The sequence below is a fragment of the Nocardioides sp. genome (assembly GCF_036374615.1).
Lineage (GTDB): Bacteria > Actinomycetota > Actinomycetes > Propionibacteriales > Nocardioidaceae > Nocardioides.
Window position 1 is genome coordinate 24,921 of sequence record NZ_DASUTK010000079.1, and the last position, 23,710, is coordinate 48,630.

Consider the following 23,710-nt stretch of genomic DNA (forward strand, 5'->3'; position numbering starts at 1 on the left):
AATGGGTCAGTCTACGGATGGTGCGGGCGGCTCCCGCATTCCCCGCGCGTCCCGTAGGGCGCGCGTCACATTGCGCGCCTCGGCCCTGCCGCCGCGCACCGGGCTCAAGACGATCACGACGGCGGTGACCAGCCATGGCTTCAGTCGCACCCACCGGTTCTCGCCGTACCGGAAGTGCACCGCGAACAGGTTGCGGTACATGTAGTAGCCCTTCCAGGACGACAGGTCGTGCTGCTGGTCGAAGTCGAGCTGCCGCACCAGCACGGCGTCGCGCACACCCCAGATCCGGAACCCGGCCCGGCGCGCGCGGACCGCGAAGTCCACGTCGTCGTAGAAGATGAAGTACGAGGGATCGGGCAGCCCGATCCGGTCGACGACGCGACGGTGCACGAGGAAACCCTCGAACGCGACGTTCTCGAGCTCGACCCGCTCGGGCATGGCGGACCTGGTGCCGTACGTCGTCTCCACCATGGCCGTCTTGGGCTTGATCGCCAGCGGGTTGGTGAGGTCGAACCGCAGCGCCGCCTTCTCGACCAGTCGCCCGGATGTGTCCTCCCGGACCGCCATCAGGCAGTCCTCCCCCTGTGCCACGAGCACCGCGAGGCAGTCCGGCGCCGGCACCACGTCGTCGTCCACCAGCCAGATCAGGTCAAAGCCCTCGTCGTAGGCCTGCTTCATGCCGAGATGGAAGCCTCCCGCGCCCCCGAGGTTCTCCTCGCTGTGCGTCACCCGCAGCGGCAGGCCGCGGCCGTGGCCCCGCTCGAGCACCTCGCGGGTGTGGTCGGTGCTCGCGTTGTCGATGACGAAGACCGCGTCAGGTCGTCGGGTCAGGGCGCTCAACCCGTCGAGCATCCGCCCGAGCAGGTCCGCCCGGTTGAAGGTGACCACGACGACCGCCACCCGCTCGCCGGTCATGCGAGGAACTTCCGGTGTCCGGTGAAGTCGCCGCGCAGGGCAGCCCGCACTGCGCGGGCGCTGAGCACGAGACGACCGCGGTCGGGCCGGGTGAACGTGTAGAACCACACGGTCTTGGCCCAGAACATGATGACGTGCGGCCAGCCGCGGTACTCGCGCAGGTTGACGGTGTTGTTGCGCGCCATGCAGTAGTGCTTGAGGTCGCTCGGGCTGTGGTTGTACGTCGTGCGGCCGAACATCATCGACGTGCCGAGCTCGCCGACGGACGGGTGTCGCACTCGCGCAGCCGCCACCGTGGCGATCCGCGCACCCGCCCGCTCCGCGCGCAGCCGGTACTCGTGGTCGTCGCCCCAGATGAAGAACTCCTCGCGCGGGTAGCCGATCCGCTCGGCGAGCCCTCGGGTCACCAGCACCCCGTTGAACGGGATGACGACGTCGAGCAACAGCCCGTCCGCGGCGGCCCGCTCGACTGCCGAGATGTCGTGCACGACGCGGGTGCCGCCCGGCAGTCGGATCGGGAAGACCAGACGGCCGGGGTCGTCCTCGTCGACGACCACCGGACCCCAGAAGTCGAGGTCGTCGTACGACAGCAGGGTGTCGAGGCAGTCCGGGTCCGGCAGACCGTCGTCGTCCATGAGCCAGGCCAGGTCGGCCCCGCGCTCCACCGCGAGCCGCAGCCCTTCGTGGAAGCCGCCCGCGCCACCGCGGTTGTGGTCGAGGGTGAGCGCGACCACAGAGGGCTCACCGGCCGCGGCCGACGCGACCCGCAGCCACTCCCCCGTGCCGTCGGTCGACGCGTTGTCGACCACGATGACCTCGTCCACTCGTTCGACCTCCAGCAGCCGCCCGACCAATCGCTGGAGCAGCCCCAGCCGGTTGAAGGTCACGACCACCGCCACGACGCGCGGGCGGCTGGTGTCGGTCACGGCCGCCACCCTATTGCTCGGGTGGGACCGGGTTTCGACACGCTCCCGTCACGCCTTCGTCCCTCAGGCGTGGTCGCTGCTCAACCACCATCGATCGCGCCCATCCGCGGTCGCGATCAGCAGCTGGCGCCGAGGTCGCTCGCCTGGTTGGCGGCGTACCCCTCGGCGAGGCTGCCGACCGACCCACCGGTGGTGCCGGCCGACTGCTGCTTCTTCCGCGCCCTCGTGGACTTCGCGCGTGCGGCGTCGCCCTCGGCCCGGTCGATCGCGAGCGCGACCATCTCGTGGACGGCGTCGATGTCGGGGTCGGCTGTGTTCACCTGCGGTGGTACCAGCGATACGGTCGAGACCGGCTGGGACCGCGCCTTCATGCCCAGCTCGAGGAAGCGGTCCACCTCCGAGGTCGGGATGCTCGTGGACACCATCTCGGAGCTGGCCCTGGCGATCTTGCTGAAGTTCCGGAACGCCGACTGCGGTGTGACCTGGTGCAGCATCGCGTTCATGACGCACTTCTGCCGCGCCATCCGCGAGTAGTCGTCGGAGCCGTACCGCGCCCGAGCGAACCAGAGCGTCTCCATCCCGTCGAGGGTGTGGGTGCCGGGCTCGATGTAGCGGAAGTACGACTCGTGCGGCAACCCGACCGGGATCGGCTCGCGCACGTTGAGCTTCACCCCGCCGAAGGCGTCGACGAGATCCTTGAACCCCTGGAGGTTCACCATCGCCCAGTAGCTCACCTCCAACCCGGTGATCCCCTCGACGGCCATGATCGTCGCGTCGATCCCGGGGTGATCGCTCTTGCCGAAGAGCGCGGTGTGGTCACCGGCCCAGGTGCTCACGCCGTTGAGGTAGCAGTCGTCGCAGTCGAAGCCGTCGGGGAACTCGCGGTCCATGACCGAGCCCTCGCGGAACGGGAAGTCGGACATGTTGCGCGGCAAGGAGATCAGCACGGTGCGGCCGGTCTCCGCGTCGATGCTCGCGATCGTCAAGGAGTCCGGTCGCAGGCCCCATCGGCCGGCCCCGGCGTCGCCTCCGAGCAGCAGCACGTTGTAGCGCCCGTGGGCCGCGTCCGAGGCAGCGCCGTCGCCGAACATCGTGACCAGCAGGTCGCGCTGCACGTTGACGAGGTGCGCGCCGAACAGCAGCGCCCCGGCCACCGCGAAGCAGAGCACGCCGTTGACACCGACGACTGCGCGACGGTGCTGGTGGCTGAGCGTGAGCGGCTGCCCGATCCGCCAGGCATCGACGATCAGGAAGGCCCATCCGAGCGCGAGCGCGATCAGCCCGAACCGGAGGACGGCGAGTGCCGTGGTGTCGGACACCAGCCAGAAAGCGAACGGGTGGTGCACCAGGGCGATCCCGAACGCCAGCGCGCCACCGAGCAGGACCGCGAACCAGACCCGCATCGCGATCCGCCCGACGTTGCGGTTGCCGGCCACCAGCTGCGCGGACCCCGGGATCAGCAGCGTCATCACCATCAGGGCGATGGCCCGGCGGAACCGGACCCGGGCGGCGCGCTCGTCGGCGGCGCGGCGCCGGAAGACGGCGTCTCCAGCAGGAGGGGTCGGCGGATGTCCGGTGCCGGACCTGCTGCCAGACGGGTGGCCAGACATACGGGTGGTGCCTCTCGATGCTCGGGGAAGGAAGCAACGTGACGCTCAGTATCACCAGTCACATGCGTCACAGGCGGTACGACGCGCGGCCGGTCGGTCTAAATCCCTCGGTCAGTCGCCCGAGCGGCCCGACTCGATCTCGGCCTTGCGGGCGAGCCGGTGGTGCCGGCGGATCTCGGCCTCGCGCAGCCGCCGCTCCTCGTCGCGGTTCTCGGGGACCAGGGCCGGCACCGGGCGGGGTCGGCCGTCCTCGTCGATCGCGACGAACACGACGTACGCCGACGCCACGTGCAGGGGCCCGTCAGCCGCACTCCCCCACGGCTGTGCCTCGACCCTGACCCCGATCTCCATCGACGACGTGCCCACCCAGTTGACCTGGGCCAGGGTGCGCACGATGTCTCCGACGTGCACCGGGTGCAGGAAGGCCATCTCGTCCATGAACGCCGTGACGGCCGGGCCACCACTGTGCCGGTGCGCGACTGCGCCGGCGGTCGAGTCCACGAGCTTCATGATCTCGCCACCGTGGACGTTGCCCAGCAGGTTGGCCTCGGTGCTGTGCATCATGCTCGCCAGCGAGACCCGGGAGTGGCTGGCCGGCAGGGACGCCCGCTGCTCGCTCATGGGGGCACGGTAGTTTCTCCGCCATGGCTGACGGAGGGCAGGGCCCGGAGAAGGGCTCCCCGGAGTACAACTGGCTCTATGGGTCGCAGGGACAGCAGCCCTCTGGTGACGAGACCCGCGCGATGCCGCAACAGCCGCGGCCGGAAGACCCGGCGGATGCGACCCGGGTGATGCCCGCCGCGAGCCGCGACGCCCGCGGCCAGCGGCCGGCGCCTCCGACCTCCCCGCCGCCGCCGAGGCAGCCGGTCTCGGGTCCCTCGGCGAACCGGGGGTCGCGAGCCCGCCCGAGGCTGCGCTGGCTGTGGCTGGTCCTGGTGCTCTGGCTGGTGTTCCTCATCGGCGTCCCGCTGTGGGCGTGGTCGAAGGTCGACAAGGTCAACGCGTTCCCGCAGTCCGGTCGCCCGGATGACCAGCCCGGTACGACGTACCTGATGGTGGGTTCGGACAGCCGTGGTGACCTGACCGAGGAGGAGCGCAAGGACCTCGGGACCGGCAACGCCTCGGGCCAGCGGACCGACACCATCATGCTCCTGCACACCGGGGACGGCCCGAACCTGCTGATGTCGATCCCGCGCGACTCCATCGTCGACATCCCCGGCTACGGGCCCAACAAGATCAACGCGGCGTACGCGTTCGAGGGGCCGCGGCTGCTGGTGAAGACGGTCGAGAACGAGACCGGGATCAAGATCGACCACTTCGTCGAGATCGGGTTCGGCGGCTTCGTCGACCTCGTGGACGCCGTGGGAGGGGTCGAGGTCTGCCCGCCGTTCGCCATGAAGGACCCGCAAGCCAACATCAACCTGAAGAAGGGATGCCAGGAGGTCGACGGACCGACCGCTCTCGGCTACGCGCGCTCCCGCAAGACAGACACCGAGTTCGGCGACCTCGGCCGTGCCGCGCGGCAGCGTGAGGTCGTCTCCGCGATCGGCAGCGAGGCCACCTCGCCCTGGTCGATCATCAACCCGGTCCGCTACTACCGGCTCAACATGGCCGGCGCCCGCGCCGTCCGGGTCAGCGACGAGACCTCGCCGTTCGCGCTCGCTCAGTGGGCACTGGCGATGACCCGCGTCGACGGCGACAGCGGACTCACCTGCGGCGTCCCCGTCGCCGACTTCGCCGTCAACTGGGACCCCGAGCGCTCCGAGCAGATGTTCAGCTACATCCGCGAGGACGACACCGCGAGCATCCCCAAGAAGCTCTGCACGCCGACCGGGTTCCCCCGCCGCTGAGTTCGGGTCAGGTCGTCGGGGCTGCGCGGGCCATGCTGGGGCCAGACGCTCAGCGTTGGTCGCTGATCCGCTTCGCCTTGCCGAGCGACCGCTCCAGGGCGCCCGGTGGCACCACCTCGACCCGCGCGGAGACGCCGATCCGGTTCTTCACGCGGTCGGCGAGCCGAGCGCCCAGGGCGTCGCCGGCCTCGGCCGTGAGGTGGTCGGCGGACTCCACGCGCACCGTCAGCTCGTCGAGGTTCCCGGGTCGGGTCAGCACGCACAGGTAGTGGGGAGACAGTCCCTCGATCGTGAGGATCTGCTCCTCGACCTGGCTCGGGTACACGTTCACGCCGCGCACGATCATCAAGTCGTCGGTGCGGCCGGTGACCTTCGCCATCCGGCGGAAGGCCGGGTAGGCGGTGCCGGGCAACAGGGTGGTGAGGTCGCGGGTCCGATAGCGCACCACGGGCATGGCCTGCTTGCTGAGGCTGGTGAAGACCAGCTCGCCCTCCTCGCCGTCCGGCAACGGCTCGAGCGTGACCGGGTCGACGATCTCCGGCAGGAAGTGGTCCTCCCAGATGTGCAGCCCGTCCTGCGTCTCGCCCGCCTCCTGACTGACCCCGGGGCCCATCACCTCCGACAACCCGTAGATGTCCACGGCCCGGATGCCCGACCGGTCCTCGACCGCCCGCCGCATCTCGTCGGTCCAGGGCTCCGCACCGAAGATCCCGATCTCGAGACCGGTGTCGCGCGGGTCCACGCCCTGCGCCTCCATCTCGTCCAGGATCGCGAGGAAGTACGACGGCGTCACCATGATCACGCGCGGCCGGAAGTCCACGATCAGCTGCACCTGTCGTTCGGTCATGCCCCCGCTGACCGGCACCACCGTGCAGCCCAGCCGCTCCGCGCCGTAGTGGGCGCCGAGGCCGCCGGTGAACAACCCGTAGCCGTAGGCGACGTGCACGACGTCGCCCGGCCGACCGCCCGCGACGCGGATCGACCTGGCCATCACCTCCGCCCAGGTGTCGAGGTCCTCCCGGGTGTAGCCGACGACGGTCGGCTTGCCGGTCGTGCCGCTGGAGGCGTGGACGCGCGCCACCTCCTCACGCGGCACCGCGAACATGCCGTACGGGTAGTTGTCGCGCAGGTCGGCCTTGGTGGTGAAGGGGAACCGCGCCAGGTCGGCCAGGCTGGTGACGTCTCCAGGATCGAGGCCGGCCTCGCGAAACGCAGCGGCGTAGTGAGGCACCCGCACCGCCCGCTGGAGGGACTCCCGGAGTCGCTCGAGCTGCAGCGCCTCCAGCTCGCCGCGGTCGAGCCGCGGCACCTCGCCGCTCACGACGAGTCCTCCCACACGGCCCCTCCGATCTCTCGCGAGCGGCCGACGAACTCCGCGACGACGTCGTCGCCGACGGTCACCGTCACGTCGTACACGCCGTCACGGCCGTCGACCGCGCGCTCGGTCGCGGTGGCGACCAGCTCGTCGCCGAGCCGGGTGGGGCGGCGGAACCGGATCTCCGCGCCCGCCGCGACGGTACGCCGGTTGTAGGAGTTGCAGGCGAAGGCGAACGCGCTGTCCGCCAGCGCGAACGTCAGGCCGCCGTGGCCGATCGCGTGACCGTTGACCATGTCCTCGCGCACGGTCATCGTCAGCACCGCCCGGCCCGGACCGACCGCGGCCAGCTCCATACCGAGCGCCTGGCTGGCGCGGTCCTCCGCCCACATCGCGTCGGCACTCCGCCGCGCGAGCTCCTCGGGAGTCATGCCCGCGATCATGCCGGATCGCGGCGGTGCGGTCAGCGGCCGACCGCGCGCTCCAGCTCGGCCTTGGACATCGAGGAGCGACCCTTGATGTTCTGCTGCTTGGCCTCCTCGTACAGCTGCGCCTTGGTCCGGCCGCCACTGCCGCGGTGGGATCGCAGGCCGCCGCGCCGGGACGAGGAGATGTCCTGTGTGGAGGTCTTGCTGCGCTGCTTCGACTCCCCACTGCGCGCCCGCTCCTTGTTCACCGTGCGGGCGGCGATCTCCTCAGCTTCGTCCTCGCCGCGACCGCGGTCCTCGAGACCTTCCTTGATGTGTTCGTACTGCCGTTCGCGCTTCTCGTTCCACGCCTGCTGCGGCACGTCTATCACCTCCGAGCTCGTCCGGGTCGTGCTCGTTGTCCGGCGTACCCGATCACCTCCGTCTCACGCATGCCTCTTCGGCCCGCCGGGTACGACCCTCGACCCCCACCGGAGGAGCCCATGACTGCACGACCAGCGACCGTCGACACTGTCGTCCTCGACATCGACGGCACCCTCCTGGACTCGACGTACCACCACACCGTCGCCTGGCAGCGCGCCTTCAAGCACAACGGGTACGACGTGCCCTGCGCCCGGATCCACCGGCAGATCGGGATGGGCGGCGACCGGCTGGTCGCGGCTGCCGCAGGGGACGACGCCGAGCAGCGACATGGTGACGAGATCCGCTCCGCCTGGGAGAAGGCGTACGACGAGATGCTGGACGAACCGGGCCTGCTGCCCGGGTCGCGCGAGCTGATCGAGGCGCTTCGGCAACGCGGACTCCGGGTGGTGCTGGCGAGCTCGGCCATCCCTCGGCACGCCGAGCGGGCGTTCCGGCTGCTCGACGCGGATCGCAGCGTCGACGCGGCGACCACCGCCGAGGACGCGGAGGAGTCCAAGCCGGATCCCGAGCTGCTGGAGGCCGCGATCGACCGGGTGCACGGATCGTCGAGCATCCTCGTCGGCGACTCCGTCTGGGACGTCGAGGCCGGCCGCCGCGCCGGGATGCTCACGATCTGCGTCCTGAGCGGGGGCGTTCCCGAGCAGCTGCTCCGCGAGGCGGGTGCCGCCTGGGTGTTCGCCGACCCCGCAGACCTGCTCGCCCATCTCGACCACGTGATCGCGCCCGCATAGCCCCACCAGCCCCATTCCGTGCCGATGCACTTGGCACAGCGCGACAAACGGGGTTATGGTCAGCCCAACGACGGCAGTCCCGTCGCACCGGCCTTCGAGGGCCGGGCTGAAGCCACCGGCGCTCCCTCGAGTGATGCGCTGCTGGAGACGACGGCAGTTCAGCTTCCGACCTGCGGGTCGGGCTCAGACCACGAGGTCACCATGACTGCCACCGCTTCATTCACCCCACCACCGGAAACCCCCGATCGAGCCGCGCGCACCGATCAGCTCTTCGCCCGTCTGAGGGATACCCCCGACGACGACGAACGTCACCGCCTCCGCGGCGAGATCGTGGAGCTCAACTTGTGCGTGGCCCGCTCGCTGGCCCACCGCTACCGCGACCGAGGGCTCGACCTGGAGGACCTGGAGCAGGTGGCCTACCTCGCCCTGGTGAAGGCGGTCGACCGCTTCGACCCCGACAGCGGTCACGACTTCCTCGCGTTCGCCGTACCGACAGTGCGCGGCGAGCTCCGCCGGCACTTCCGCGACCGCGGCTGGACGGTCCGGCCGCCGCGTCGGATCCAAGAGCTGCAGGGACGGGTGGCCGAGGTCCAGATGGATCTGACCAGCCGACTGGGTCGATCGCCCACCGCCGGCGAGCTGGCGGAGGAGCTGAACGAGTCCCGCGCCGACGTCGAGGAGGCGCTGGGTGCCGAGGGGTGCTTCGTGCCCACCTCACTGGACCGTCCCGTCGGCGAGGACCGCGCCACGTCGCTCGGCGACCTGCTCGCCGGGGCCGACGAGGGGCATGCCCCGGCGGAGGCGAGGATCGTCCTCGCGCCGGTCGTCCAGCAGCTCGGTGAGCGCGACCGTCGCATCCTGCGGCTGCGGTTCTTCGAGGACCGCACCCAGCGCGAGATCGGCGAGGACATCGGGGTGACCCAGATGCAGGTCTCGCGGATCCTGTCCCGCATCCTCGGCGAGCTCCGGACGGCCCTCGAGGACCCCCCGCACATGGCCGCCAGCTAGCCGGCTCGGCCCCCCGCTCGGGCGGGGCGCCGCTCGGGATCAGGCATGGATCCCACCCCTAGGGGTACAGGGCCGCCATGAACGAGTCACCGTCCCACCACACCCCGGTCCGTGTCGCGCTGGTCCATGAGTGCGAGCTCGTCACGCGAGGATTCGCCGACATGCTCGCTCCCTTCGCCCATCGCGTCACCGTGATCCCGCCGGGACCCGACGGCCGGCCCGCGGCCGAGGTGGACCTCGTTCTGTTCGACTCGCTCGCCCCGTCGGTGACCACGGCGCGGCGACACGACGCGGCGCGCCACTCCGGAGACGGGGCGCGAGTGGTCACCTACACCTGGAACCCCCGGCCGGACCTCGTGCAGCTGGCACTGGCCGACGGCGCCGGCGGATGCCTCGCCAAGAGCCTGCCGGCGCGCGACCTGGTGGTGGCGCTGGAAGCCATCCACCGGGGCCGGATCGTGGTCGACTGCGGAACCCGGACGAACCGGGGCCGGCGTCCCGCTCCGTCCACCCTGCTCACGCCCCGCGAGGCAGAGGTCGTCTCGTTGATCACCCAGGGCTTCGACAACTTCAGCATTGCGCGGGAGTCCTGCCTGAGCATCAACTCGGTCAAGACCTACATCCGTACGGCGTACCGCAAGATGGGGGTCACGACGCGCTCCCAAGCCGTCCTGTGGGGTGTCCGCAACGGCTACCTCGACGAGTTCCCCGAGGACGCCGCCCTGACCGGCTGAGCCGGGTCCGACAAACCGGTCTAGCCCGCGCGCATGCGCGCCTGCCCCAGCGGGTACAAGCCGGCGTGATGACTGAGTCGTGGCGTGAGCAGGAGCTGGCTGACGGCGCGTCCACGTGGGACGACGTGGTGGACGTGGTGCGTCGACAGCACGCCGAGCTGGGTGAGGAGCTGCTGCGGATCTCAGCGCTCACCGGCTCGGCGCGGCTCGACGTCAGCCTGCTCGTCCGTCGACGGCTCGCCGTTCACGAAGCCCTCGAGCACGTCCTGGTCGGACCAGTGACCGCCGACCCCCCGGGCGGTCTCCGACCGATCGTGGAAGCAATCGAGGGCGCCGAGGCCGACGGCGACGATGCGGACGTCGCCGCGGCCTGGGTCCGGGCTCGGGCCGCCTTCCTCCAGCACGTCGAGGCATCCGTCGCCCCCTCGAACGGCTACCTCAGCGCGCCTCAGCGCGCCGTCCTGGGGGAGGCGGTCCGGCTCTGGGAGGGCCGTGCGGACGCGTACCTGGGCCACGAGTACGACGTGATGCTGAACGTCGCGCTCCAGCAGCTGTCGGAGGCAGCCGCCGACGCGTGAACCGGGTGCACCGCTGTGTGCCCTGTGTGTGCATGGCGTCCTGGCACCTGGGTACCGCTGTCGCGTCGACGACCTTCACATGCGGGACGCCCGCGGGAAGCAGGAAATCGTGCGAGCAGTCACCTGGCAGGGGCGCAAGGACATGCGCGTCGAGGACGTGCCCGATCCCGTGATCGAGGAGCCCACGGACGCGATCGTCCGGATCACGACGACCGGGCTCTGCGGCTCGGACCTGCACCTCTACGACCCGCTGACTCCGTTCATGACCCCCGGCGACATCGTCGGACACGAGCCGATGGGCGTCGTCGAGGAGGTCGGACCGGGTGTGCGTGACCTCGCGGCCGGCGACCGGGTCGTCGTCCCGTTCAACGTCAGCTGCGGCACCTGCTGGATGTGCAGCCAGGGCCTGCACAGCCAGTGCGAGACCACGCAGAACCGCGAGCACGGCACCGGTGCCTCCCTGTTCGGTTACAGCGTCCTGTACGGCCAGGTCCCCGGCGGTCAGGCGGAGGCGATGCGGGTCCCGTTCGCCGACACCCTGCCGATCGTCGTACCGGAGGGGCCGCCGGACGAGCGCTTCGTCTACCTGTCCGACGTACTGCCCACGGCGTGGCAGGCCGTCGAGTACGCCGCCGTGCCCGACGGCGGAACACTGCTCGTCGTCGGGGTGGGACCGATCGGCGACATGGCGTGCCGGATCGCGCTCTCGCGCGGGATCCGGGTGATCGCCGTCGACCCGATCCAGGAACGACTGGCCCGGGTGGCCGGTCGCGGTGCCGAGATCCTGCAGTCCGGCGACGAGGTCCCCGACCGGGTCCGCGCCCTGACTGACGGGCGCGGGCCGGACTCGGTGATCGACGCGGTCGGTATGGAGGCTCACGGGTCGCCGGTGGCCGAGATGGGTCAGAAGGCCCTGCGGCTCCTCCCGAAGCAGTGGCAGGGAACCGTCATGACCACCGCCGGCGTCGACCGCCTGGCCGCCCTGCACCTCGCGATCGAGTGCGTCCGGCGCGGCGGAACCATCTCCGTGGTGGGGGTCTACGGCGGAGCAGCCAGCCCGATGCCGATGCTGCAGCTGTTCGACAAGCAGATCCAGCTCCGCATGGGGCAGGCGAACGTGCGTCGCTGGAGCAGCGACATCCTCGCCGTGCTCGAGCAGGACGAGGACGTCCTGGGCGTGGAGTCCTTCGCGACCCACCGGTTGCCGCTCGAGGACGCACCCAAGGCGTACGCGACGTTCCGCGACAAGTCCGACGGCATGGTGAAGGCGCTCTTCACGCCGTGACATCGGACCTCTCCCCGGAGACGGACCCATGGCTGAGCAGGTGGTCCGCCGCGCCCGGTGGGACGAGGGGGGCGAGCGTCAGCTGACCGCTCGGGTCGTCCCACCGGCGCAGCGACCTGGGGGGTTTGCCTCCGGCACCGGCTGGATGAACGTGGCCTGGTAGTGCTGGTGGGTGCGGCCGCGCCTGATCCAGGTGAGGGTCATGCCGAAGCGTGAGTCGTCGACGGTGACGTCGTACCGACCGGGGGCGACCAGCCGACCGTCAGAGGTGCCGACCAGGGTCGCGGTGAACGTCGTCCAGCCGTCGCAGGTCACGGCGTCGGTGACGTCCGCGACCGTGAGCGGAACCTCCCCGCGGCCGTCGGCGGACGCGACGACGACGCGACGGCCGACCAACCTGACCAGCACGTCCCACGTCGGCTCCGTGGTACCAGTCTCCATCTCGCCCCCTCGGCGCGCTCACCCGATCCCCCGATCGAGTGCTCGGGGTCCACTCTGGGCCAGGGCAGGGCCACCGCAGGTCGGAATCGCCGGAAATGGCCCGATCGGTCCATACGACGTGGCCAACTGGTCAGGTGCTCAGGAGTCCCTCACGGGCAAGGCGGTCCGGACGCCCACTGGTCTTGAACGCCCGGACCTGGTCGCCGAACACTCCGGAGTGGTCGAGGACCTCTCTTGGGGCGTACCCACCCAACTAGGTGTAGACACCCCCTTCCCTGGTTTGGAACCCTTGTCTCACCCTCAAGGGTGAGGATCGGAGGCGAAGGGGAGGGGAACGGGTGAGTGAGCCGGATGCGCTGGAAGCGGTGACCGAGGCTGCCGTCGCCATCGGGACGCAGGAGGACGCTACAGCCGCCTTGGAGGAGATCGTCCGGCAGGCGCGGCGGTGCCTGCCAGAGTTCGAGCACGTCAGCGTCTCACGTGTCAGCCGATCTCAGACGCTGGAGACGCTCGCGGCGACCACCGACCTCGCTCGTGAGTTCGACGCGATCCAGTCCGAGGCGCGCGAGGGGCCCTGTGTCACCGCGTCGAAGGAGGACGAGGTCGTGGCGGTTCGACACGCCCCGCACGAGCAGCGCTGGCCCCGGTACATCGGCAAGGCAGCCACGCGCGGCCTGCTGTCCCAGCTCGGCGTTCGCCTTCACAGCGACACGAATGGGTTCGTCTGCCTCAACCTGCACTCCACCACCCACGAGGAGATCGACGCCGGCTCGATCGGTGTCGCCGAGCACTTCGCGGTGCATGCCGGCCTCGCCCTCGGCCACATGCAGAAGGCGGAGCAGCTGCACACGGCGATCGGCTCCCGGACCCTGATCGGCACCGCGATCGGGATCACGATGGAACGCTTCGGCATGACACAGGCCGAGGCGTTCACCTATCTCGTCCGCCAGGCCAGCGAGGCCAACCGCAAGGTGCGCGTCGTCGCCAGCGACCTGGTGGAGGAGGTCGAGCGCACCCACGCGATCCGGAGCTGACAGGGATCAGAGCTGCGACTGGATCCCGGCGAGCAGCTGCCGTGCCATCACGATCCGCTGCACCTGGTTGGTGCCCTCGTAGATCTGGGTGATCTTGGCGTCGCGCATCATCCGCTCGACCGGGTAGTCGCGGGTGTAGCCGTAACCGCCGAGGATCTGCACCGCGTTGGTGGTGACCTCCATCGCGGTGTCGGAGGCGAAGCACTTGGCGGCCGCGCCGATGAACGTGAGGTCCCGGTCACCGCGCTCGGACCGACCGGCCGCGGCGTACGTGAGCTGTCGCGCGGCCTCCACCTTCATGCCCATGTCGGCGAGCATGAACTGGAGTCCCTGGAACTCGGCGATCGACTTCCCGAACTGCTGCCGCTCCTGGGCGTAGTCGAGTGCGTAGTCGAGCGCGCCCTGCGCGACGCCGACCGCCTGGGCCGCGATCGTGACGCGGGTGTGGTCGAGGGTGCGCATCGCGATCGAGAAGCCCTCACCCTCGGACCCGATCAGCCGGTCACCAGGGATCCGCACGTTGTCGAGGTAGACCTCCTTGGTGGGGCTGCCCTTGATGCCGAGCTTCTTCTCCGGCGCCCCGAAGGAGACGCCCTCGTCGGACTTCTCGACGACGAACGCGCTGATACCCCCGCGGGTGCGCTTCTCGGGGTCGGTCACGGCCATCACCGTGTAGTACTCCGACTCCTCGGCGTTGGTGATCCACCGCTTCACGCCGTTGAGGACCCAGCCGTCGCCGTCGCGCTCCGCGCGGCACGTCATGCCGCCGGCGTCGGAGCCGGCGTCGGGCTCGGAGAGGCAGTAGGAGAACCCGCCCTCCCCCGCGGCGAGCTTGGTCAGGTAGGTCTTCTTCAGCTCCTCGGAGCCGGCGAGCTGCAGCGGCAGCGACCCCAGCTTGTTGACCGCGGGGATCAGGCTCGAGCTCACGCAGGCGCGCGCCACCTCCTCGATCACCAGGCAGGTCGCCAGCGCGTCGGCGCCGGCCCCGCCGTACTCCTCCGGGACGTGCGGCGCGTGGAAGTCGGCCGCCAGCAACGCCTCCGCCGCCTCGTGCGGGTAGCGGGCCTCCTCGTCGACCTCGGCGGCGTACGGCGCCACCTTCGCGTCGCAGACGGCGCGCACCGCCTCACGGATCGCCTGGTGCTCCTCGGAGAGCGCGAAGAGCGGGAAGTCGTTCGTCGAGCCGGTCATGAAGCGGAGTGTAGGACGCGGGTTCCCGCCGCCCCACGACGTGGGTCACACTGGCGATGTGGCCGACTGGTTGGACCCCGAGACCATCCGCTTCCTGCTCGACGACACCGAGACCTGGGCGGTGGTCGGGCTCTCGGGCAATCCCTCGCGCACGGCCTTCCGGATCGCCGCGCTGCTGCAGCGGAAGGGCAAGCGGATCGTGCCGATCCACCCGAACGCACCGGTCGTGCACGGTGAGCAGGGGTACGCGACGCTGGCCGATGTGCCCTTCCCGATCGACGTCGTCGACGTGTTCCGCCGCTCGGAGTTCGCGGGAGCGTTCGCCGACCAGGCGGTGAAGATCGGCGCGCGCGGTGTGTGGTTCCAGCTCGGCGTCGTCGACCACGCCGCGTTCCGTCGTACGGCGGACGCGGGGGTGCCGATGGTGATGGACACCTGCCCGGCGATCGAGTGGGACCGACAACGCTGACATGCCGGTCGACCTGCGCGTGCCGGCGGGGCCGGGGCTCCCTCACGGGCTGGTGATCCCGGCCGCCGAGCTGGAGGAGCGCTTCAGCCGGTCCTCGGGGCCGGGCGGGCAGTCGGTGAACACCACCGACAGCCGGGTGGAGCTGGTCTTCGACGGGGCCGCGTCGACCGTGCTGACCCCTGCCCAGGCTGCCCGCGTGGGCACGGTGCGGATCGTCGCGTCGGAGCACCGCTCCCAGCACCGCAACCGCGCCGCCGCGCGGCAGCGGCTAGCGGCGACCATCCGGGAGGCGCTGACCCCGCCCCCTGCTCCACGGGTGCCGACCAAGCCGTCGAAGGCGTCGCGGCGACGCCGGGTGGAGGCAAAGCGTCGCCGCGGCGAGACCAAGGCGCTCCGCGGCCGGGTCAGGGGCTCCGCCGACTGACCGCCTGCGGGCTCACTCCGCGTCGAAGATGAGGGCGCGGTCGCCATACGTCAGGCGCAGCTGGGTGCCGGTGATGCCCCACTCCACCTCGCGGCGATCCAGCACCTGGAGCACACCGCGCTCGGCGTCGCCCGCGGCCCCGGCGCACGCCATCTTGGTGAGGGCCAGCGGACCGAGCTCGAGGCGATGCTCCCCGACGGTGACCGACGCGCTGCCGCGGTTGCAGCCCGTGCGCACGAACAGCTTCCCGCCCTCGATGCGGACGCCGGCGTCGACGGGCGGCGGTATCACCGACAGCCCGATCGCGTCACCGTCGGTCTCCTCGATGCCCGCCAGGGTCCAGGCAGTCCCCTCCAGCTCGACGTCGTCGGAGACCGCGTCGGGGTCCAGGAACCGCAGCATGACGTCGTCCGTCGTCAACGTGAAGCCGACGTCCTCGTGCTCGAGCTGCGGCGACCCCGTGAAGAAGTCGACCAGCCACTCGTCCTGCTCGTGCCCCGCCCCGGGGCAGCCCATCTCCGTCCCTCCCACCGATGAGACGTGCAGGACGCCGTCCACGACCTCCGCGTTGCCCGTCATCCGGTTGCAGGTGGCCGAGAAGCTGACGCCGTCCTGGGTGAACGAGAACAGCAGCTGGTCTCCGGCCGAGAACGGCTCGGGCAGCTGTGTCGCGATGTAGTCCCCGGCGGGCAGCTCGGGAGTCGGCGTCGCGTTCTCGTCCGGAACGGCTCCCGGCTCGTCGCCGCAGGCCGCCACGACGATGAGGAGGAGGGCGATGCCTGCGAGGCGTCCGATCATGCCGGTTCGACGTCCGCCCGTGCCCGCTGGTTCCCCCGCTTGGGCGGGGAAACCTTCGGCACGCCGCCGCTAGAAACCGACCCGACGCTCGCCACGGACCACGGCACCCTTGGCCTGCGCCGAGGACTTCAGCTGCTGCTGGAAGTCGGTCATCTGCTGCTGCAGGTCGGGGTCGCTCGCCGCGAGGATGCGTACGGCGAGCAGGCCGGCGTTGCGGGCACCGCCGACCGCGACGGTGGCGACCGGCACCCCGGCCGGCATCTGCACGATCGACAGCAGCGAGTCCAGGCCGTCGAGGTGCTTCAGCGGCACCGGAACGCCGATCACCGGTAGCGGCGTCACGGACGCGAGCATCCCGGGCAGGTGGGCAGCCCCGCCGGCCCCGGCGATGATGACCTGGATCCCCCGGCCGGCGGCCGCCTTGCCCCAGTCGAGCATCTCCTCGGGCATCCGGTGGGCAGAGACGACGTCCGCCTCGAACTCGATCCCGAACTCCGAGAGCGCCTCCCCCGCTGCCTGCATCACCGGCCAGTCGGAGTCGGAGCCCATCACGATGCCCACGCGTGCGGTCATGCCGATCAACCTAGCGGGCGATCCGGGCGACCACGGCTTCCAGCGGCCCGCGCACGCGCGCCACGGCGAACACCGCACCGATCACGCCGAGGATCAGGACGTACCAGAACATCGACCACTCCTCCTCCGGCGGCCACACGCCGTCAGTCCTCATCCAGACGTGCAGCGAGTAGAGGCTGAGGGTCATGGTGCCGGCACCGAACAGCACCGCCATGAACCGCGCGCCCGTGGGCGGCAGCAGCGACAGCAGCACCAGACATCCGCCGATCACCGCCAGCGAGCTGCCGATCGTCTGCGCGAGGTCGAACGGCGTCGCGCTGTGCGGTGCCACCAGCAGCAGGTAGTCCGCACTGCCGCCGGCCGGCGTCGTGCCGTACATGCCGAACCCAGCCTCCGAGAGCTCCTGCGAAGTGAAGCGGTCCGCGGTCAGCCGGTCCGACAGCCAGGTCGTGCCCACCGCAAGAGCGACGCCGCCCACCAGCAGCCCCACTTGGACCGAGCGCCGCGCCAGGTCGCTGCGGCCCAGCGCCATGCCGGCGAACAGGTAGGCCAGCCAGGGCAACGCCGGGTAGTAGCCGGTGAGCAGCAGCTCCCACAGCATCGGCACCGGGTCGCTCAGCTGTCCCCACGCGGCGTTGTCGCCACGGGGGGCGGGCAACGAGGGCCGCACCAGGTGTGACAGCACCGGCACCACCACGACCCAGGCCGCCGCCAGCAGCGCCAGGGAGCGAGCCCGCAGGCCGATGAACGGCAGCGCCAGCAGGAACATCACGCCGTAGTAGGTGAGGATCACCGCCAGGCCGCTGTCGAGCATCCCCAACGTGAGACCGATCGCTGCGATCAGCAGGGCGCGAACGGCGAGCGCTCGGACCGCTACCCAGCGAGCCCGGCCGGTGGGCGGCGTACGCCGTCCCGAGAGCAGCGCGAGCGACACCCCGGCGAGCAACGCGAACAGCGCGGACGCGCGGCCGCCGGCGAGGTCCTGGGTCCATGTGATCTCGCCCTGCTCGTCGACCGGGGCCAGCACGTGGGTCGACACCATGCCCAGCAGCGCGAGGCAGCGGGCGACGTCCAGGCCGACCAGTCGCTCGCCGCGCTGCCGCGGTGCGGCCACGGTCCGGGCGAGGGTTTGCGCCATGGCACCAGCGTCCCAGAACCTGGCAACTCGACCGGCTACTCGCTGTCGTTGCCGAGGTCCCCGCGGAACCAGGCGGCCGCGTGCCGCGCCCGCTCCAAGCAGTCGTCGAGATCATTGCCGTAGGCGTTCACGTGCCCGACCTTGCGGCCCGGCCGGAGCTCCTTGCCGTAGAGGTGCACCCGCAGCCGCGGGTCGCGCGCCAGCGCGTGGGGGTAGCCGTCGTACAACCGCCCGACGCCATCGGGGCCGCCGAGGATGTTGACCATCACCGTCCACCGCGCGCGCGGGTGGGGCGCTCCCAGCGGCAGGTCGAGGACCGCGCGGAGGTGGTTCTCGAACTGGGAGGTGACCGCGCCGTCTTGCGTCCAGTGACCGGTGTTGTGCGGACGCATCGCGAGCTCGTTGACGAGCACGCGGCCGTCGGTGGTCTCGAAGAGCTCGACCGCCAGCACGCCGGTGACGCCGAGCTCGCGGGCGACCGTGAGCGCGATCCGTTGCGCCTCGCCGGCGAGGTCGGGGTCGAGGTCCGGGGCCGGGGCGATCACCTCGTGGCAGATCCCGTCCCGCTGGGTCGAGCTCACGACGGGGTACGCCGCCGCCTGGCCGCTCGGCGAACGGACCGCCAGCGCCGAGAGCTCACGTCGGAAGTCGACCCGCTCCTCCGCGAGCAGTGCGACCCCGGACGCCGCGGCGGAGTCGAACGGCTCGGCGCACTGCTCGGCCGAGCTCACGAACCACACGCCCTTGCCGTCGTACCCGCCGCGGGTGGTCTTGAGCACGCACGGGAACCCGAACGCCTCCACGTCGGCGACGGACGCGACGACCGTGTTCCGGGGGCACGGGATCCCGAGCTCGCCCAGCTTCGCCCGCATCACGGCCTTGTCCTGGGCGTGCACCAGCGCGTCCGGGCCCGGGCGGACGGCGAGCCCGTCGGCAGCCAGCGCCCGCAGGTGCTCGGTCGGGACATGCTCGTGGTCGAACGTGACGACCTGGCAGCCCTCGGTCACCGACCGGAGGGTGGAGAGGTCGCGGTAGTCACCAACGACGTGGTCGGGGATCACCTGGGCCGCCGACATCCCCTCGGCCTCGGCGAGCAGCCGCAACGGCAGGCCGAGCGCAGCCGCCGGCTCCGCCAGCATCCGGGCGAGCTGGCCGCCGCCGACGATCGCGAGCAGCGGAGCTTGACCTGGGTGCGACACCCAGCAGAGGCTAGGGCATGCCCTTGCGCCGGGCCGGAGCGGTGAGGTCCTCGGCCTCGAACCGCAGCCCCTGGCCGCGGACGGTCGTGATCAGCCGGGGCCGACGGCTGTCGTCACCGAGCTTGCGGCGTACCCATCCCAGATGGACGTCGATGGTCTTCGAGGAGGTCCAGAACGTGGTGTCCCAGACGTCGCGCATCAGCTCGTCACGCGTGACCAGCTGACCGGCTCGGGACATGAGGGCGTGCAGAAGGTCGAACTCCTTGCGGGAGAAGACGACCTCCTGGGGACCCACCCAGACCCGGCGCGCGGCAGGGTCCAGTCGCACGTTCTGCACGGTCAGCACGTCAACACGGTAGGAATCCGCGGGCTCGCGCGTGCGGAAACGCGGATTTTGTTGATGAACACGCTGCAGGTCGGGAGCTCGAGCTCAGTGTCGCCGGACCGTCAGCGGCTCGACCAGGCCGAACCCCCGGACCGGCCGGGCCGGCAGCCGCCGGGTCTCGAACTGGTCGTCGGGCAGCAGGTCGGCGGTCTCCTGGTCGATGATGATGCGGTTGCGCCGCGCCACCCCGGTGAGCCGGGCGGCCATGTTGACCGGCGGGCCGAACACGTCACCGAGCCGCATCTCGACCGCTCCGCTGGCGAGCCCGACCCTGACCTCCGGTAGTCGGTGGTCGCGGCCGACCACGTTGATGATCCCCTCGGCCGTGTCGTACGCCGCGATGGGATCGTCGTTCACGAACAGCACTGAGTCGCCGATGCTCTTGATCACCCGGCCCCGGCGGCTCGCGACGACGTCGGCGCACCGGGACTCGAATGTCTCCACGATCTCCCCGAGGCGCGACCGCGAGACCTCGTTGGAAAGGGCGGTGAAGCCGACGATGTCGGCGAAGCCCACCGTGACCTGCGTGGTGTGGAGGTCGGACTCGCTCGCGCCGAGGGCCTGGATCCGCGCCACGGCCGCCGCCAGGTGGCGACGCCAGGCGTAGATCATCAGCTCCTCGAAGGGCGTGTTGACCTCCTCGAGAAGTCGCAGCGCGGAGCCGGTCCGCGAACCGGTGGCCTCGTCTCCGCGTTCGAGCTCCTCGACCCGGGTGACCAGCGTGGCGACCTCCCAGTCGGCCAGCCGGGCCATGGTCTGACCCACCGCGCGGGTCAGCATCACCGCCATGTCGAAGTCGATGGCGCCGGTCTCGACGATGTCGGTCAGCGTCGAGACCGCCTCCGCGTCGGCCCGCGTGAACGCGACCTCGGTCCCGGCCTCCGGGAACCCCAGCGCCCGCCACAGCCGGCGCAGCTCCTCGATGGTCACGCCGGTCTCGTCAGCGACCTCCAGGGCGTTGTGGATCGGCTCCTCGCCGAGGACGGCCCGCGACAGGGAGTCCCGGTCGGGGCGGGTCTCTGGATCCTCCTCAGGTGCCATCGTCCGCGCGGTGCGGCGCCGGGCCGCGGCCCGCCGAGCGGTCGAGCTCGGCGGCGACCGTCTTCTGAACCTGCTCCACCCGCGGGATGTCGTGCAGCAGCACGTGGCCGTGCTCACTGGCGTCGGTCACGACCAGGGTGCCGCACCCGAAGAGCCGGTCGACCACGCCGATCTCGAAGTCGACGCCGCTGATCCGGTTGAGCGGGATCGTGCGGCCCTCCTTGGCGATGAACCCCGAGCGCTTCATGAAACGCCGGTTCGTGAAGGTGTAGGTCGTGGTGGCCCACGTGACCACCGGCCGCACCACGAACCACAGGATCGCCAGCGCCGCGATGATCCACACGACGAGGCGCATGATGTCGGCCGCGTCACCGGATCCGAGCCCGTTGAGGACCACCGCGACCGCGAGGATCACCACCAGCACGAGCAGCGGCCGAAGCAGCACCTTCGGGTGCGTCCGCGTGGACACGACGACGTTCTCGCCCTCGTTGAGAAGCTTGGGGTTGATGGCCACGAGCCGATCATGTCACTCGGTCGGCCGCACGTGCACCACGTCGCCGGCCGCGATCGGCCGTCCCGCGACCACGAGCCGCCCCACCTGGTCGACGTCCGTGGCCGGTCCGGTCAGGTCCTCGTCGCCCGGCAGGGCAACCCGCACGTCCTGGCCGATCGTCTCGCACGCAGCCACGTACGCCGGGCGCACGGCAGCGCCGCCACCGACCGACCAGGCGTCGTACTGGCGTCGGAGCCGCGACAGGATGTCGAGCAGCAGGTCAGTGCGGTCGGGTGCGGCCCCGGTCGCGTGCTCGACGGAGGTCGCGGTCGGCACCGGCAGCTCGTCCACCCGCTGGTGGACGTTGAGGCCGATCCCCACCACCGCGGCCGGACCGGTCGGGGTCTCGAGCCGCTCGGCGAGGATGCCCGCGGTCTTGCGACCCCCGATCAGCACGTCGTTGGGCCACTTGAGCGTGGCCGGCACCCCGGCCTCCCGGAGCGCGCCGGCGACGGCGACGCCCGCGAGCAGGGGCAACCACGGCCACTCACCACCAGCGACACTCGGGCGGAGCAGCGTCGAGAACGTCAGTGCCGCCCGGTCCGGGGTGTCCCAGGTCCGGTCGAGCCGGCCACGGCCGGCGGTCTGGTGCTCGGTCACGACGACCGTCCAGCCGGGCGCGCCGTCCCGCGCCAGGTCGGCCACCACGGCGTTGGTCGAGCCGGTCGCCGGCAGCACCCCGATCCCGTGCTCGGCGAGCCGGGTCGAGTCGAGGGGCGGGCGCGCGGGAGCCACCATGGGCACTACATTGACACGGGTGAGCGCACATCCCGGTGAAGGCACCGACGTCCCGACCGACATCGACATCCATACCACCGCGGGGAAGCTGGAGGATCTCGAGCGGCGGCTCGACGAGGCGATCCACGCCGGGTCGGCCAAGGCGGTCGAGAAGCAGCACGCGAAGGGACGCAAGACCGCGCGGGAGCGGATCGAGCTGCTCTTCGACGAGGGCTCGTTCGTGGAGCTCGACGAGCTGGCACGACACCGGTCGACGGCCTTCGGACTGGAGACGAACCGCCCGTACGGCGACGGCGTGGTGACCGGCTACGGCACCATCGACGGCCGCCAGACCTGCGTGTTCTCCCAGGACTTCACGGTCTTCGGCGGCTCCCTGGGTGAGGTCCACGGCGAGAAGATAACCAAGGTGATGGACCTCGCCATCAAGACCGGCTGCCCGATCATCGGCATCAACGAGGGCGCCGGCGCCCGGATCCAGGAGGGGGTCGTCTCGCTGGGTCTCTACGGCGAGATCTTCCGCCGCAACGTCCACGCCTCCGGCGTGATCCCCCAGATCAGCCTGATCATGGGCAACTGCGCCGGCGGTCACGTCTACTCCCCCGCCGTCACCGACTTCACGGTCATGGTCGACCAGACCTCCGCGATGTTCATCACCGGTCCCGACGTGATCAAGACCGTGACCGGTGAGGACGTCACGATGGAGGATCTCGGTGGCGCGCGCACCCACAACACCAAGTCGGGCAACGCCCACTACATGGGCTCCGACGAGGAGGACGCCATCGAGTACGTCAAGGCGCTGTTGTCGTTCCTACCGCAGAACAACCTCGACGAGGGCCCGACGTACGACGAAACGGTGGAGCCCGAGTTCACGGAGCTCGACCGCACTCTCGACACCCTGATCCCCGACTCGCCCAACCAGCCCTACGACATGCACGACGCGATCACGGCCGTGCTCGACGACGAGGAGTTCCTCGAGGTGCAGTCGATGTTCGCCCCGAACATCGTGGTCGGGTTCGGGCGGGTCGAGGGGCACTCGGTCGGCGTGGTCGCCAACCAGCCGCTGCAATTCGCCGGCACCCTCGACATCGACGCGTCGGAGAAGGCGGCCCGGTTCGTGCGGTTCTGCGACGCCTTCAACATCCCGGTCGTCACGTTCGTCGACGTACCCGGCTTCCTGCCGGGCACCGACCAGGAGTGGGACGGGATCATCCGCCGGGGCGCGAAGCTGATCTACGCCTACGCCGAGGCGACCGTCCCGCTGGTCACGGTGATCACCCGCAAGGCCTACGGCGGCGCGTACGACGTGATGGGTTCCAAGCACCTCGGTGCCGACATGAACGTCGCCTGGCCCACCGCCCAGATCGCGGTGATGGGCGCCCAGGGCGCGGCGAACATCCTGCACCGCAAGACACTCGCTGCCGTCGAGGGCGAGGGTGGTGACGTGGAGGCCAAGCGTGCCGAGCTGATCCAGGAATACGAGGACACGCTGGCCAACCCCTACATCGCCGCCGAGCGCGGGTACGTCGACGCGGTGATCTCCCCGCACGAGACCCGACTGGAGATCGTCAAGGCGCTGCGGCTGCTCCGCTCCAAGCGTGAGGTGCTGCCGGCCAAGAAGCACGGGAACATCCCGCTGTGACCGTCGAGCCGGACGTCCCCACGCTGCGCGTCATCACCCCCGACACCACGCCGGAGGAGATCGCGGCCCTGGTCGCCGTCCTGGCGGCCGCCGGGTCCGACGCCGAACCGGCCAAGCGGCGGCGTACGGAGTGGAACAGCCCCTACCGGCAGGTACGCCCCTTCTACTCGCACGGCCCTGGCGGCTGGCGCTCCTCCGGCCTGCCCAAGCACCGCGGCCGCGGCTCCTGACGCAGCGGCCTGACACAGCTGCTTGCCGCGGCGTGTGCCTGAAAGTGCGCCCTG

At 70.8% G+C, this 23,710-nt stretch carries 28 protein-coding genes; 11 read left to right on the forward strand and 17 right to left on the reverse strand.

Going from position 1 to position 23,710, the window contains the following annotated elements:
• Positions 1-6: 6 nt before the first annotated feature.
• From VFZ39_RS06460 to VFZ39_RS06475, 4 genes are all read right to left on the reverse strand, one after another.
• Positions 7-915, reverse strand: coding sequence for a glycosyltransferase family 2 protein (locus tag VFZ39_RS06460; protein ID WP_330864911.1), 909 nt, complete (start codon positions 913-915; stop codon positions 7-9).
• Complete coding sequence (locus VFZ39_RS06465; RefSeq protein ID WP_330864912.1) at positions 912-1,841, reverse strand: glycosyltransferase family 2 protein; 930 nt, start codon at positions 1,839-1,841, stop codon at positions 912-914. The genes VFZ39_RS06460 and VFZ39_RS06465 overlap by 4 nt, the downstream gene beginning before the upstream one ends.
• 116 nt (positions 1,842-1,957) lie before the next feature.
• A complete protein-coding gene (locus tag VFZ39_RS06470) occupies positions 1,958-3,451 on the reverse strand; it encodes an LCP family protein (RefSeq protein WP_330864913.1) in 1,494 nt (497 codons plus the stop codon).
• 111 nt (positions 3,452-3,562) lie between these two features.
• Positions 3,563-4,072 carry an acyl-CoA thioesterase gene (locus VFZ39_RS06475; RefSeq protein ID WP_330864914.1) on the reverse strand — a complete coding sequence of 170 codons (510 nt, stop codon included), beginning with the start codon at positions 4,070-4,072 and terminating at the stop codon, positions 3,563-3,565.
• A 23-nt stretch (positions 4,073-4,095) separates the two neighbouring features.
• Here VFZ39_RS06475 and VFZ39_RS06480 point away from each other — a divergent pair, with 23 nt between their 5' ends.
• A complete protein-coding gene (locus VFZ39_RS06480; RefSeq protein WP_330864915.1) occupies positions 4,096-5,301 on the forward strand; it encodes an LCP family protein in 1,206 nt (401 codons plus the stop codon).
• A 49-nt stretch (positions 5,302-5,350) separates the two neighbouring features.
• Here the strand turns inward: VFZ39_RS06480 and paaK are convergent, their stop codons facing one another.
• The 3 genes from paaK to VFZ39_RS06495 are packed head-to-tail and all read right to left on the reverse strand — an operon-like array spanning position 5,351 to position 7,415.
• Positions 5,351-6,622, reverse strand: a complete 1,272-nt coding sequence (gene paaK, locus VFZ39_RS06485) for a phenylacetate--CoA ligase PaaK (protein ID WP_330864916.1) — start codon at positions 6,620-6,622, stop codon at positions 5,351-5,353.
• The gene (gene paaI, locus VFZ39_RS06490) at positions 6,619-7,047 is read right to left on the reverse strand and encodes a hydroxyphenylacetyl-CoA thioesterase PaaI (protein ID WP_330864918.1); all 429 of its coding nucleotides are present in this window, start codon (positions 7,045-7,047) and stop codon (positions 6,619-6,621) included. The genes paaK and paaI overlap by 4 nt, the downstream gene beginning before the upstream one ends.
• 32 nt (positions 7,048-7,079) lie before the next feature.
• The gene (locus VFZ39_RS06495) at positions 7,080-7,415 is read right to left on the reverse strand and encodes a plasmid stabilization protein (RefSeq protein ID WP_330864919.1); all 336 of its coding nucleotides are present in this window, start codon (positions 7,413-7,415) and stop codon (positions 7,080-7,082) included.
• Positions 7,416-7,526: 111 nt separating this feature from the next.
• Here VFZ39_RS06495 and VFZ39_RS06500 point away from each other — a divergent pair, with 111 nt between their 5' ends.
• The 5 genes from VFZ39_RS06500 to VFZ39_RS06520 all read left to right on the forward strand — a co-directional run bounded on the left by VFZ39_RS06500 (position 7,527) and on the right by VFZ39_RS06520 (position 11,803).
• Positions 7,527-8,198, forward strand: coding sequence for an HAD family hydrolase (locus VFZ39_RS06500; RefSeq protein ID WP_330864920.1), 672 nt, complete (start codon positions 7,527-7,529; stop codon positions 8,196-8,198).
• A gap of 201 nt (positions 8,199-8,399) precedes the next feature.
• A complete protein-coding gene (locus VFZ39_RS06505; RefSeq protein WP_330864921.1) occupies positions 8,400-9,206 on the forward strand; it encodes a SigB/SigF/SigG family RNA polymerase sigma factor in 807 nt (268 codons plus the stop codon).
• A 77-nt stretch (positions 9,207-9,283) separates the two neighbouring features.
• Positions 9,284-9,940 carry a response regulator transcription factor gene (locus VFZ39_RS06510; RefSeq protein ID WP_330864922.1) on the forward strand — a complete coding sequence of 219 codons (657 nt, stop codon included), beginning with the start codon at positions 9,284-9,286 and terminating at the stop codon, positions 9,938-9,940.
• A 68-nt stretch (positions 9,941-10,008) separates the two neighbouring features.
• Entirely contained in the window at positions 10,009-10,518 is a 510-nt protein-coding gene (locus tag VFZ39_RS06515) for a hypothetical protein (protein WP_330864923.1), read from the forward strand.
• A gap of 109 nt (positions 10,519-10,627) precedes the next feature.
• On the forward strand, positions 10,628-11,803 hold the full coding sequence (locus tag VFZ39_RS06520) for an alcohol dehydrogenase catalytic domain-containing protein (protein WP_330864924.1): 1,176 nt from the start codon (positions 10,628-10,630) through the stop codon (positions 11,801-11,803).
• 78 nt (positions 11,804-11,881) lie between these two features.
• On the opposite strand, the gene VFZ39_RS06525 is transcribed toward VFZ39_RS06520, so the two are convergent.
• Positions 11,882-12,244, reverse strand: a complete 363-nt coding sequence (locus VFZ39_RS06525) for a DUF6916 family protein (protein WP_330864925.1) — start codon at positions 12,242-12,244, stop codon at positions 11,882-11,884.
• Between the two features lie 338 nt (positions 12,245-12,582).
• Between VFZ39_RS06525 and VFZ39_RS06530 the strand changes: the two genes are divergently transcribed.
• Positions 12,583-13,278: a GAF and ANTAR domain-containing protein gene (locus tag VFZ39_RS06530; protein ID WP_330864926.1), complete on the forward strand. Its 696-nt coding sequence runs from the start codon at positions 12,583-12,585 to the stop codon at positions 13,276-13,278.
• Between the two features lie 6 nt (positions 13,279-13,284).
• On the opposite strand, the gene VFZ39_RS06535 is transcribed toward VFZ39_RS06530, so the two are convergent.
• Positions 13,285-14,469 carry an acyl-CoA dehydrogenase family protein gene (locus tag VFZ39_RS06535; protein WP_330864927.1) on the reverse strand — a complete coding sequence of 395 codons (1,185 nt, stop codon included), beginning with the start codon at positions 14,467-14,469 and terminating at the stop codon, positions 13,285-13,287.
• A 58-nt stretch (positions 14,470-14,527) separates the two neighbouring features.
• On the opposite strand from VFZ39_RS06535, the gene VFZ39_RS06540 reads away from it, so the two are divergent.
• A complete protein-coding gene (locus VFZ39_RS06540; RefSeq protein WP_330864928.1) occupies positions 14,528-14,938 on the forward strand; it encodes a CoA-binding protein in 411 nt (136 codons plus the stop codon).
• Position 14,939: 1 nt separating this feature from the next.
• On the forward strand, positions 14,940-15,362 hold the full coding sequence (gene arfB / locus VFZ39_RS06545; RefSeq protein ID WP_330864929.1) for an alternative ribosome rescue aminoacyl-tRNA hydrolase ArfB: 423 nt from the start codon (positions 14,940-14,942) through the stop codon (positions 15,360-15,362).
• 12 nt (positions 15,363-15,374) lie between these two features.
• Here the strand turns inward: arfB and VFZ39_RS06550 are convergent, their stop codons facing one another.
• The 8 genes from VFZ39_RS06550 to VFZ39_RS06585 all read right to left on the reverse strand — a co-directional run bounded on the left by VFZ39_RS06550 (position 15,375) and on the right by VFZ39_RS06585 (position 21,787).
• The gene (locus VFZ39_RS06550) at positions 15,375-16,160 is read right to left on the reverse strand and encodes an META domain-containing protein (protein ID WP_330864930.1); all 786 of its coding nucleotides are present in this window, start codon (positions 16,158-16,160) and stop codon (positions 15,375-15,377) included.
• 69 nt (positions 16,161-16,229) lie between these two features.
• Positions 16,230-16,733 carry a 5-(carboxyamino)imidazole ribonucleotide mutase gene (purE, locus tag VFZ39_RS06555; RefSeq protein WP_330864931.1) on the reverse strand — a complete coding sequence of 168 codons (504 nt, stop codon included), beginning with the start codon at positions 16,731-16,733 and terminating at the stop codon, positions 16,230-16,232.
• 10 nt (positions 16,734-16,743) lie between these two features.
• Entirely contained in the window at positions 16,744-17,871 is a 1,128-nt protein-coding gene (locus tag VFZ39_RS06560) for a heparan-alpha-glucosaminide N-acetyltransferase domain-containing protein (protein WP_330864932.1), read from the reverse strand.
• Between the two features lie 35 nt (positions 17,872-17,906).
• Entirely contained in the window at positions 17,907-19,010 is a 1,104-nt protein-coding gene (locus VFZ39_RS06565) for a 5-(carboxyamino)imidazole ribonucleotide synthase (RefSeq protein WP_414690266.1), read from the reverse strand.
• Between the two features lie 70 nt (positions 19,011-19,080).
• A complete protein-coding gene (locus tag VFZ39_RS06570) occupies positions 19,081-19,416 on the reverse strand; it encodes a winged helix-turn-helix domain-containing protein (RefSeq protein ID WP_330864934.1) in 336 nt (111 codons plus the stop codon).
• Positions 19,417-19,500: 84 nt separating this feature from the next.
• Positions 19,501-20,496 carry an adenylate/guanylate cyclase domain-containing protein gene (locus tag VFZ39_RS06575; protein WP_330864935.1) on the reverse strand — a complete coding sequence of 332 codons (996 nt, stop codon included), beginning with the start codon at positions 20,494-20,496 and terminating at the stop codon, positions 19,501-19,503.
• Complete coding sequence (locus VFZ39_RS06580; protein WP_330864936.1) at positions 20,486-21,010, reverse strand: PH domain-containing protein; 525 nt, start codon at positions 21,008-21,010, stop codon at positions 20,486-20,488. The genes VFZ39_RS06575 and VFZ39_RS06580 overlap by 11 nt, the downstream gene beginning before the upstream one ends.
• 12 nt (positions 21,011-21,022) lie before the next feature.
• Entirely contained in the window at positions 21,023-21,787 is a 765-nt protein-coding gene (locus tag VFZ39_RS06585) for a biotin--[acetyl-CoA-carboxylase] ligase (RefSeq protein WP_330864937.1), read from the reverse strand.
• Here VFZ39_RS06585 and VFZ39_RS06590 point away from each other — a divergent pair.
• Positions 21,786-23,426 carry an acyl-CoA carboxylase subunit beta gene (locus VFZ39_RS06590; protein WP_330864938.1) on the forward strand — a complete coding sequence of 547 codons (1,641 nt, stop codon included), beginning with the start codon at positions 21,786-21,788 and terminating at the stop codon, positions 23,424-23,426. The two genes, VFZ39_RS06585 and VFZ39_RS06590, sit on opposite strands and share 2 nt — an antisense overlap.
• Complete coding sequence (locus VFZ39_RS06595) at positions 23,423-23,656, forward strand: acyl-CoA carboxylase epsilon subunit (protein ID WP_330864939.1); 234 nt, start codon at positions 23,423-23,425, stop codon at positions 23,654-23,656. The genes VFZ39_RS06590 and VFZ39_RS06595 overlap by 4 nt, the downstream gene beginning before the upstream one ends.
• Positions 23,657-23,710 lie beyond the last annotated feature (54 nt).

Coding starts and splice junctions, on each gene's coding strand:
- VFZ39_RS06565 (WP_414690266.1), bottom strand. CDS start 19,010: ATGCTGGCGGAGCCGGCGGCTGCGCTCGGCCTGCCGTTGCGGCTGCTC.
- VFZ39_RS06525 (WP_330864925.1), bottom strand. CDS start 12,244: ATGGAGACTGGTACCACGGAGCCGACGTGGGACGTGCTGGTCAGGTTG.
- VFZ39_RS06575 (WP_330864935.1), bottom strand. CDS start 20,496: ATGGCACCTGAGGAGGATCCAGAGACCCGCCCCGACCGGGACTCCCTG.
- VFZ39_RS06505 (WP_330864921.1), top strand. CDS start 8,400: ATGACTGCCACCGCTTCATTCACCCCACCACCGGAAACCCCCGATCGA.
- VFZ39_RS06585 (WP_330864937.1), bottom strand. CDS start 21,787: ATGGTGGCTCCCGCGCGCCCGCCCCTCGACTCGACCCGGCTCGCCGAG.
- paaI (WP_330864918.1), bottom strand. CDS start 7,047: ATGACTCCCGAGGAGCTCGCGCGGCGGAGTGCCGACGCGATGTGGGCG.
- VFZ39_RS06470 (WP_330864913.1), bottom strand. CDS start 3,451: ATGTCTGGCCACCCGTCTGGCAGCAGGTCCGGCACCGGACATCCGCCG.
- VFZ39_RS06460 (WP_330864911.1), bottom strand. CDS start 915: ATGACCGGCGAGCGGGTGGCGGTCGTCGTGGTCACCTTCAACCGGGCG.
- VFZ39_RS06550 (WP_330864930.1), bottom strand. CDS start 16,160: ATGATCGGACGCCTCGCAGGCATCGCCCTCCTCCTCATCGTCGTGGCG.
- VFZ39_RS06560 (WP_330864932.1), bottom strand. CDS start 17,871: ATGGCGCAAACCCTCGCCCGGACCGTGGCCGCACCGCGGCAGCGCGGC.
- VFZ39_RS06480 (WP_330864915.1), top strand. CDS start 4,096: ATGGCTGACGGAGGGCAGGGCCCGGAGAAGGGCTCCCCGGAGTACAAC.
- purE (WP_330864931.1), bottom strand. CDS start 16,733: ATGACCGCACGCGTGGGCATCGTGATGGGCTCCGACTCCGACTGGCCG.
- VFZ39_RS06515 (WP_330864923.1), top strand. CDS start 10,009: ATGACTGAGTCGTGGCGTGAGCAGGAGCTGGCTGACGGCGCGTCCACG.
- VFZ39_RS06535 (WP_330864927.1), bottom strand. CDS start 14,469: ATGACCGGCTCGACGAACGACTTCCCGCTCTTCGCGCTCTCCGAGGAG.
- VFZ39_RS06510 (WP_330864922.1), top strand. CDS start 9,284: ATGAACGAGTCACCGTCCCACCACACCCCGGTCCGTGTCGCGCTGGTC.
- arfB (WP_330864929.1), top strand. CDS start 14,940: ATGCCGGTCGACCTGCGCGTGCCGGCGGGGCCGGGGCTCCCTCACGGG.
- VFZ39_RS06475 (WP_330864914.1), bottom strand. CDS start 4,072: ATGAGCGAGCAGCGGGCGTCCCTGCCGGCCAGCCACTCCCGGGTCTCG.
- VFZ39_RS06500 (WP_330864920.1), top strand. CDS start 7,527: ATGACTGCACGACCAGCGACCGTCGACACTGTCGTCCTCGACATCGAC.
- VFZ39_RS06590 (WP_330864938.1), top strand. CDS start 21,786: ATGGGCACTACATTGACACGGGTGAGCGCACATCCCGGTGAAGGCACC.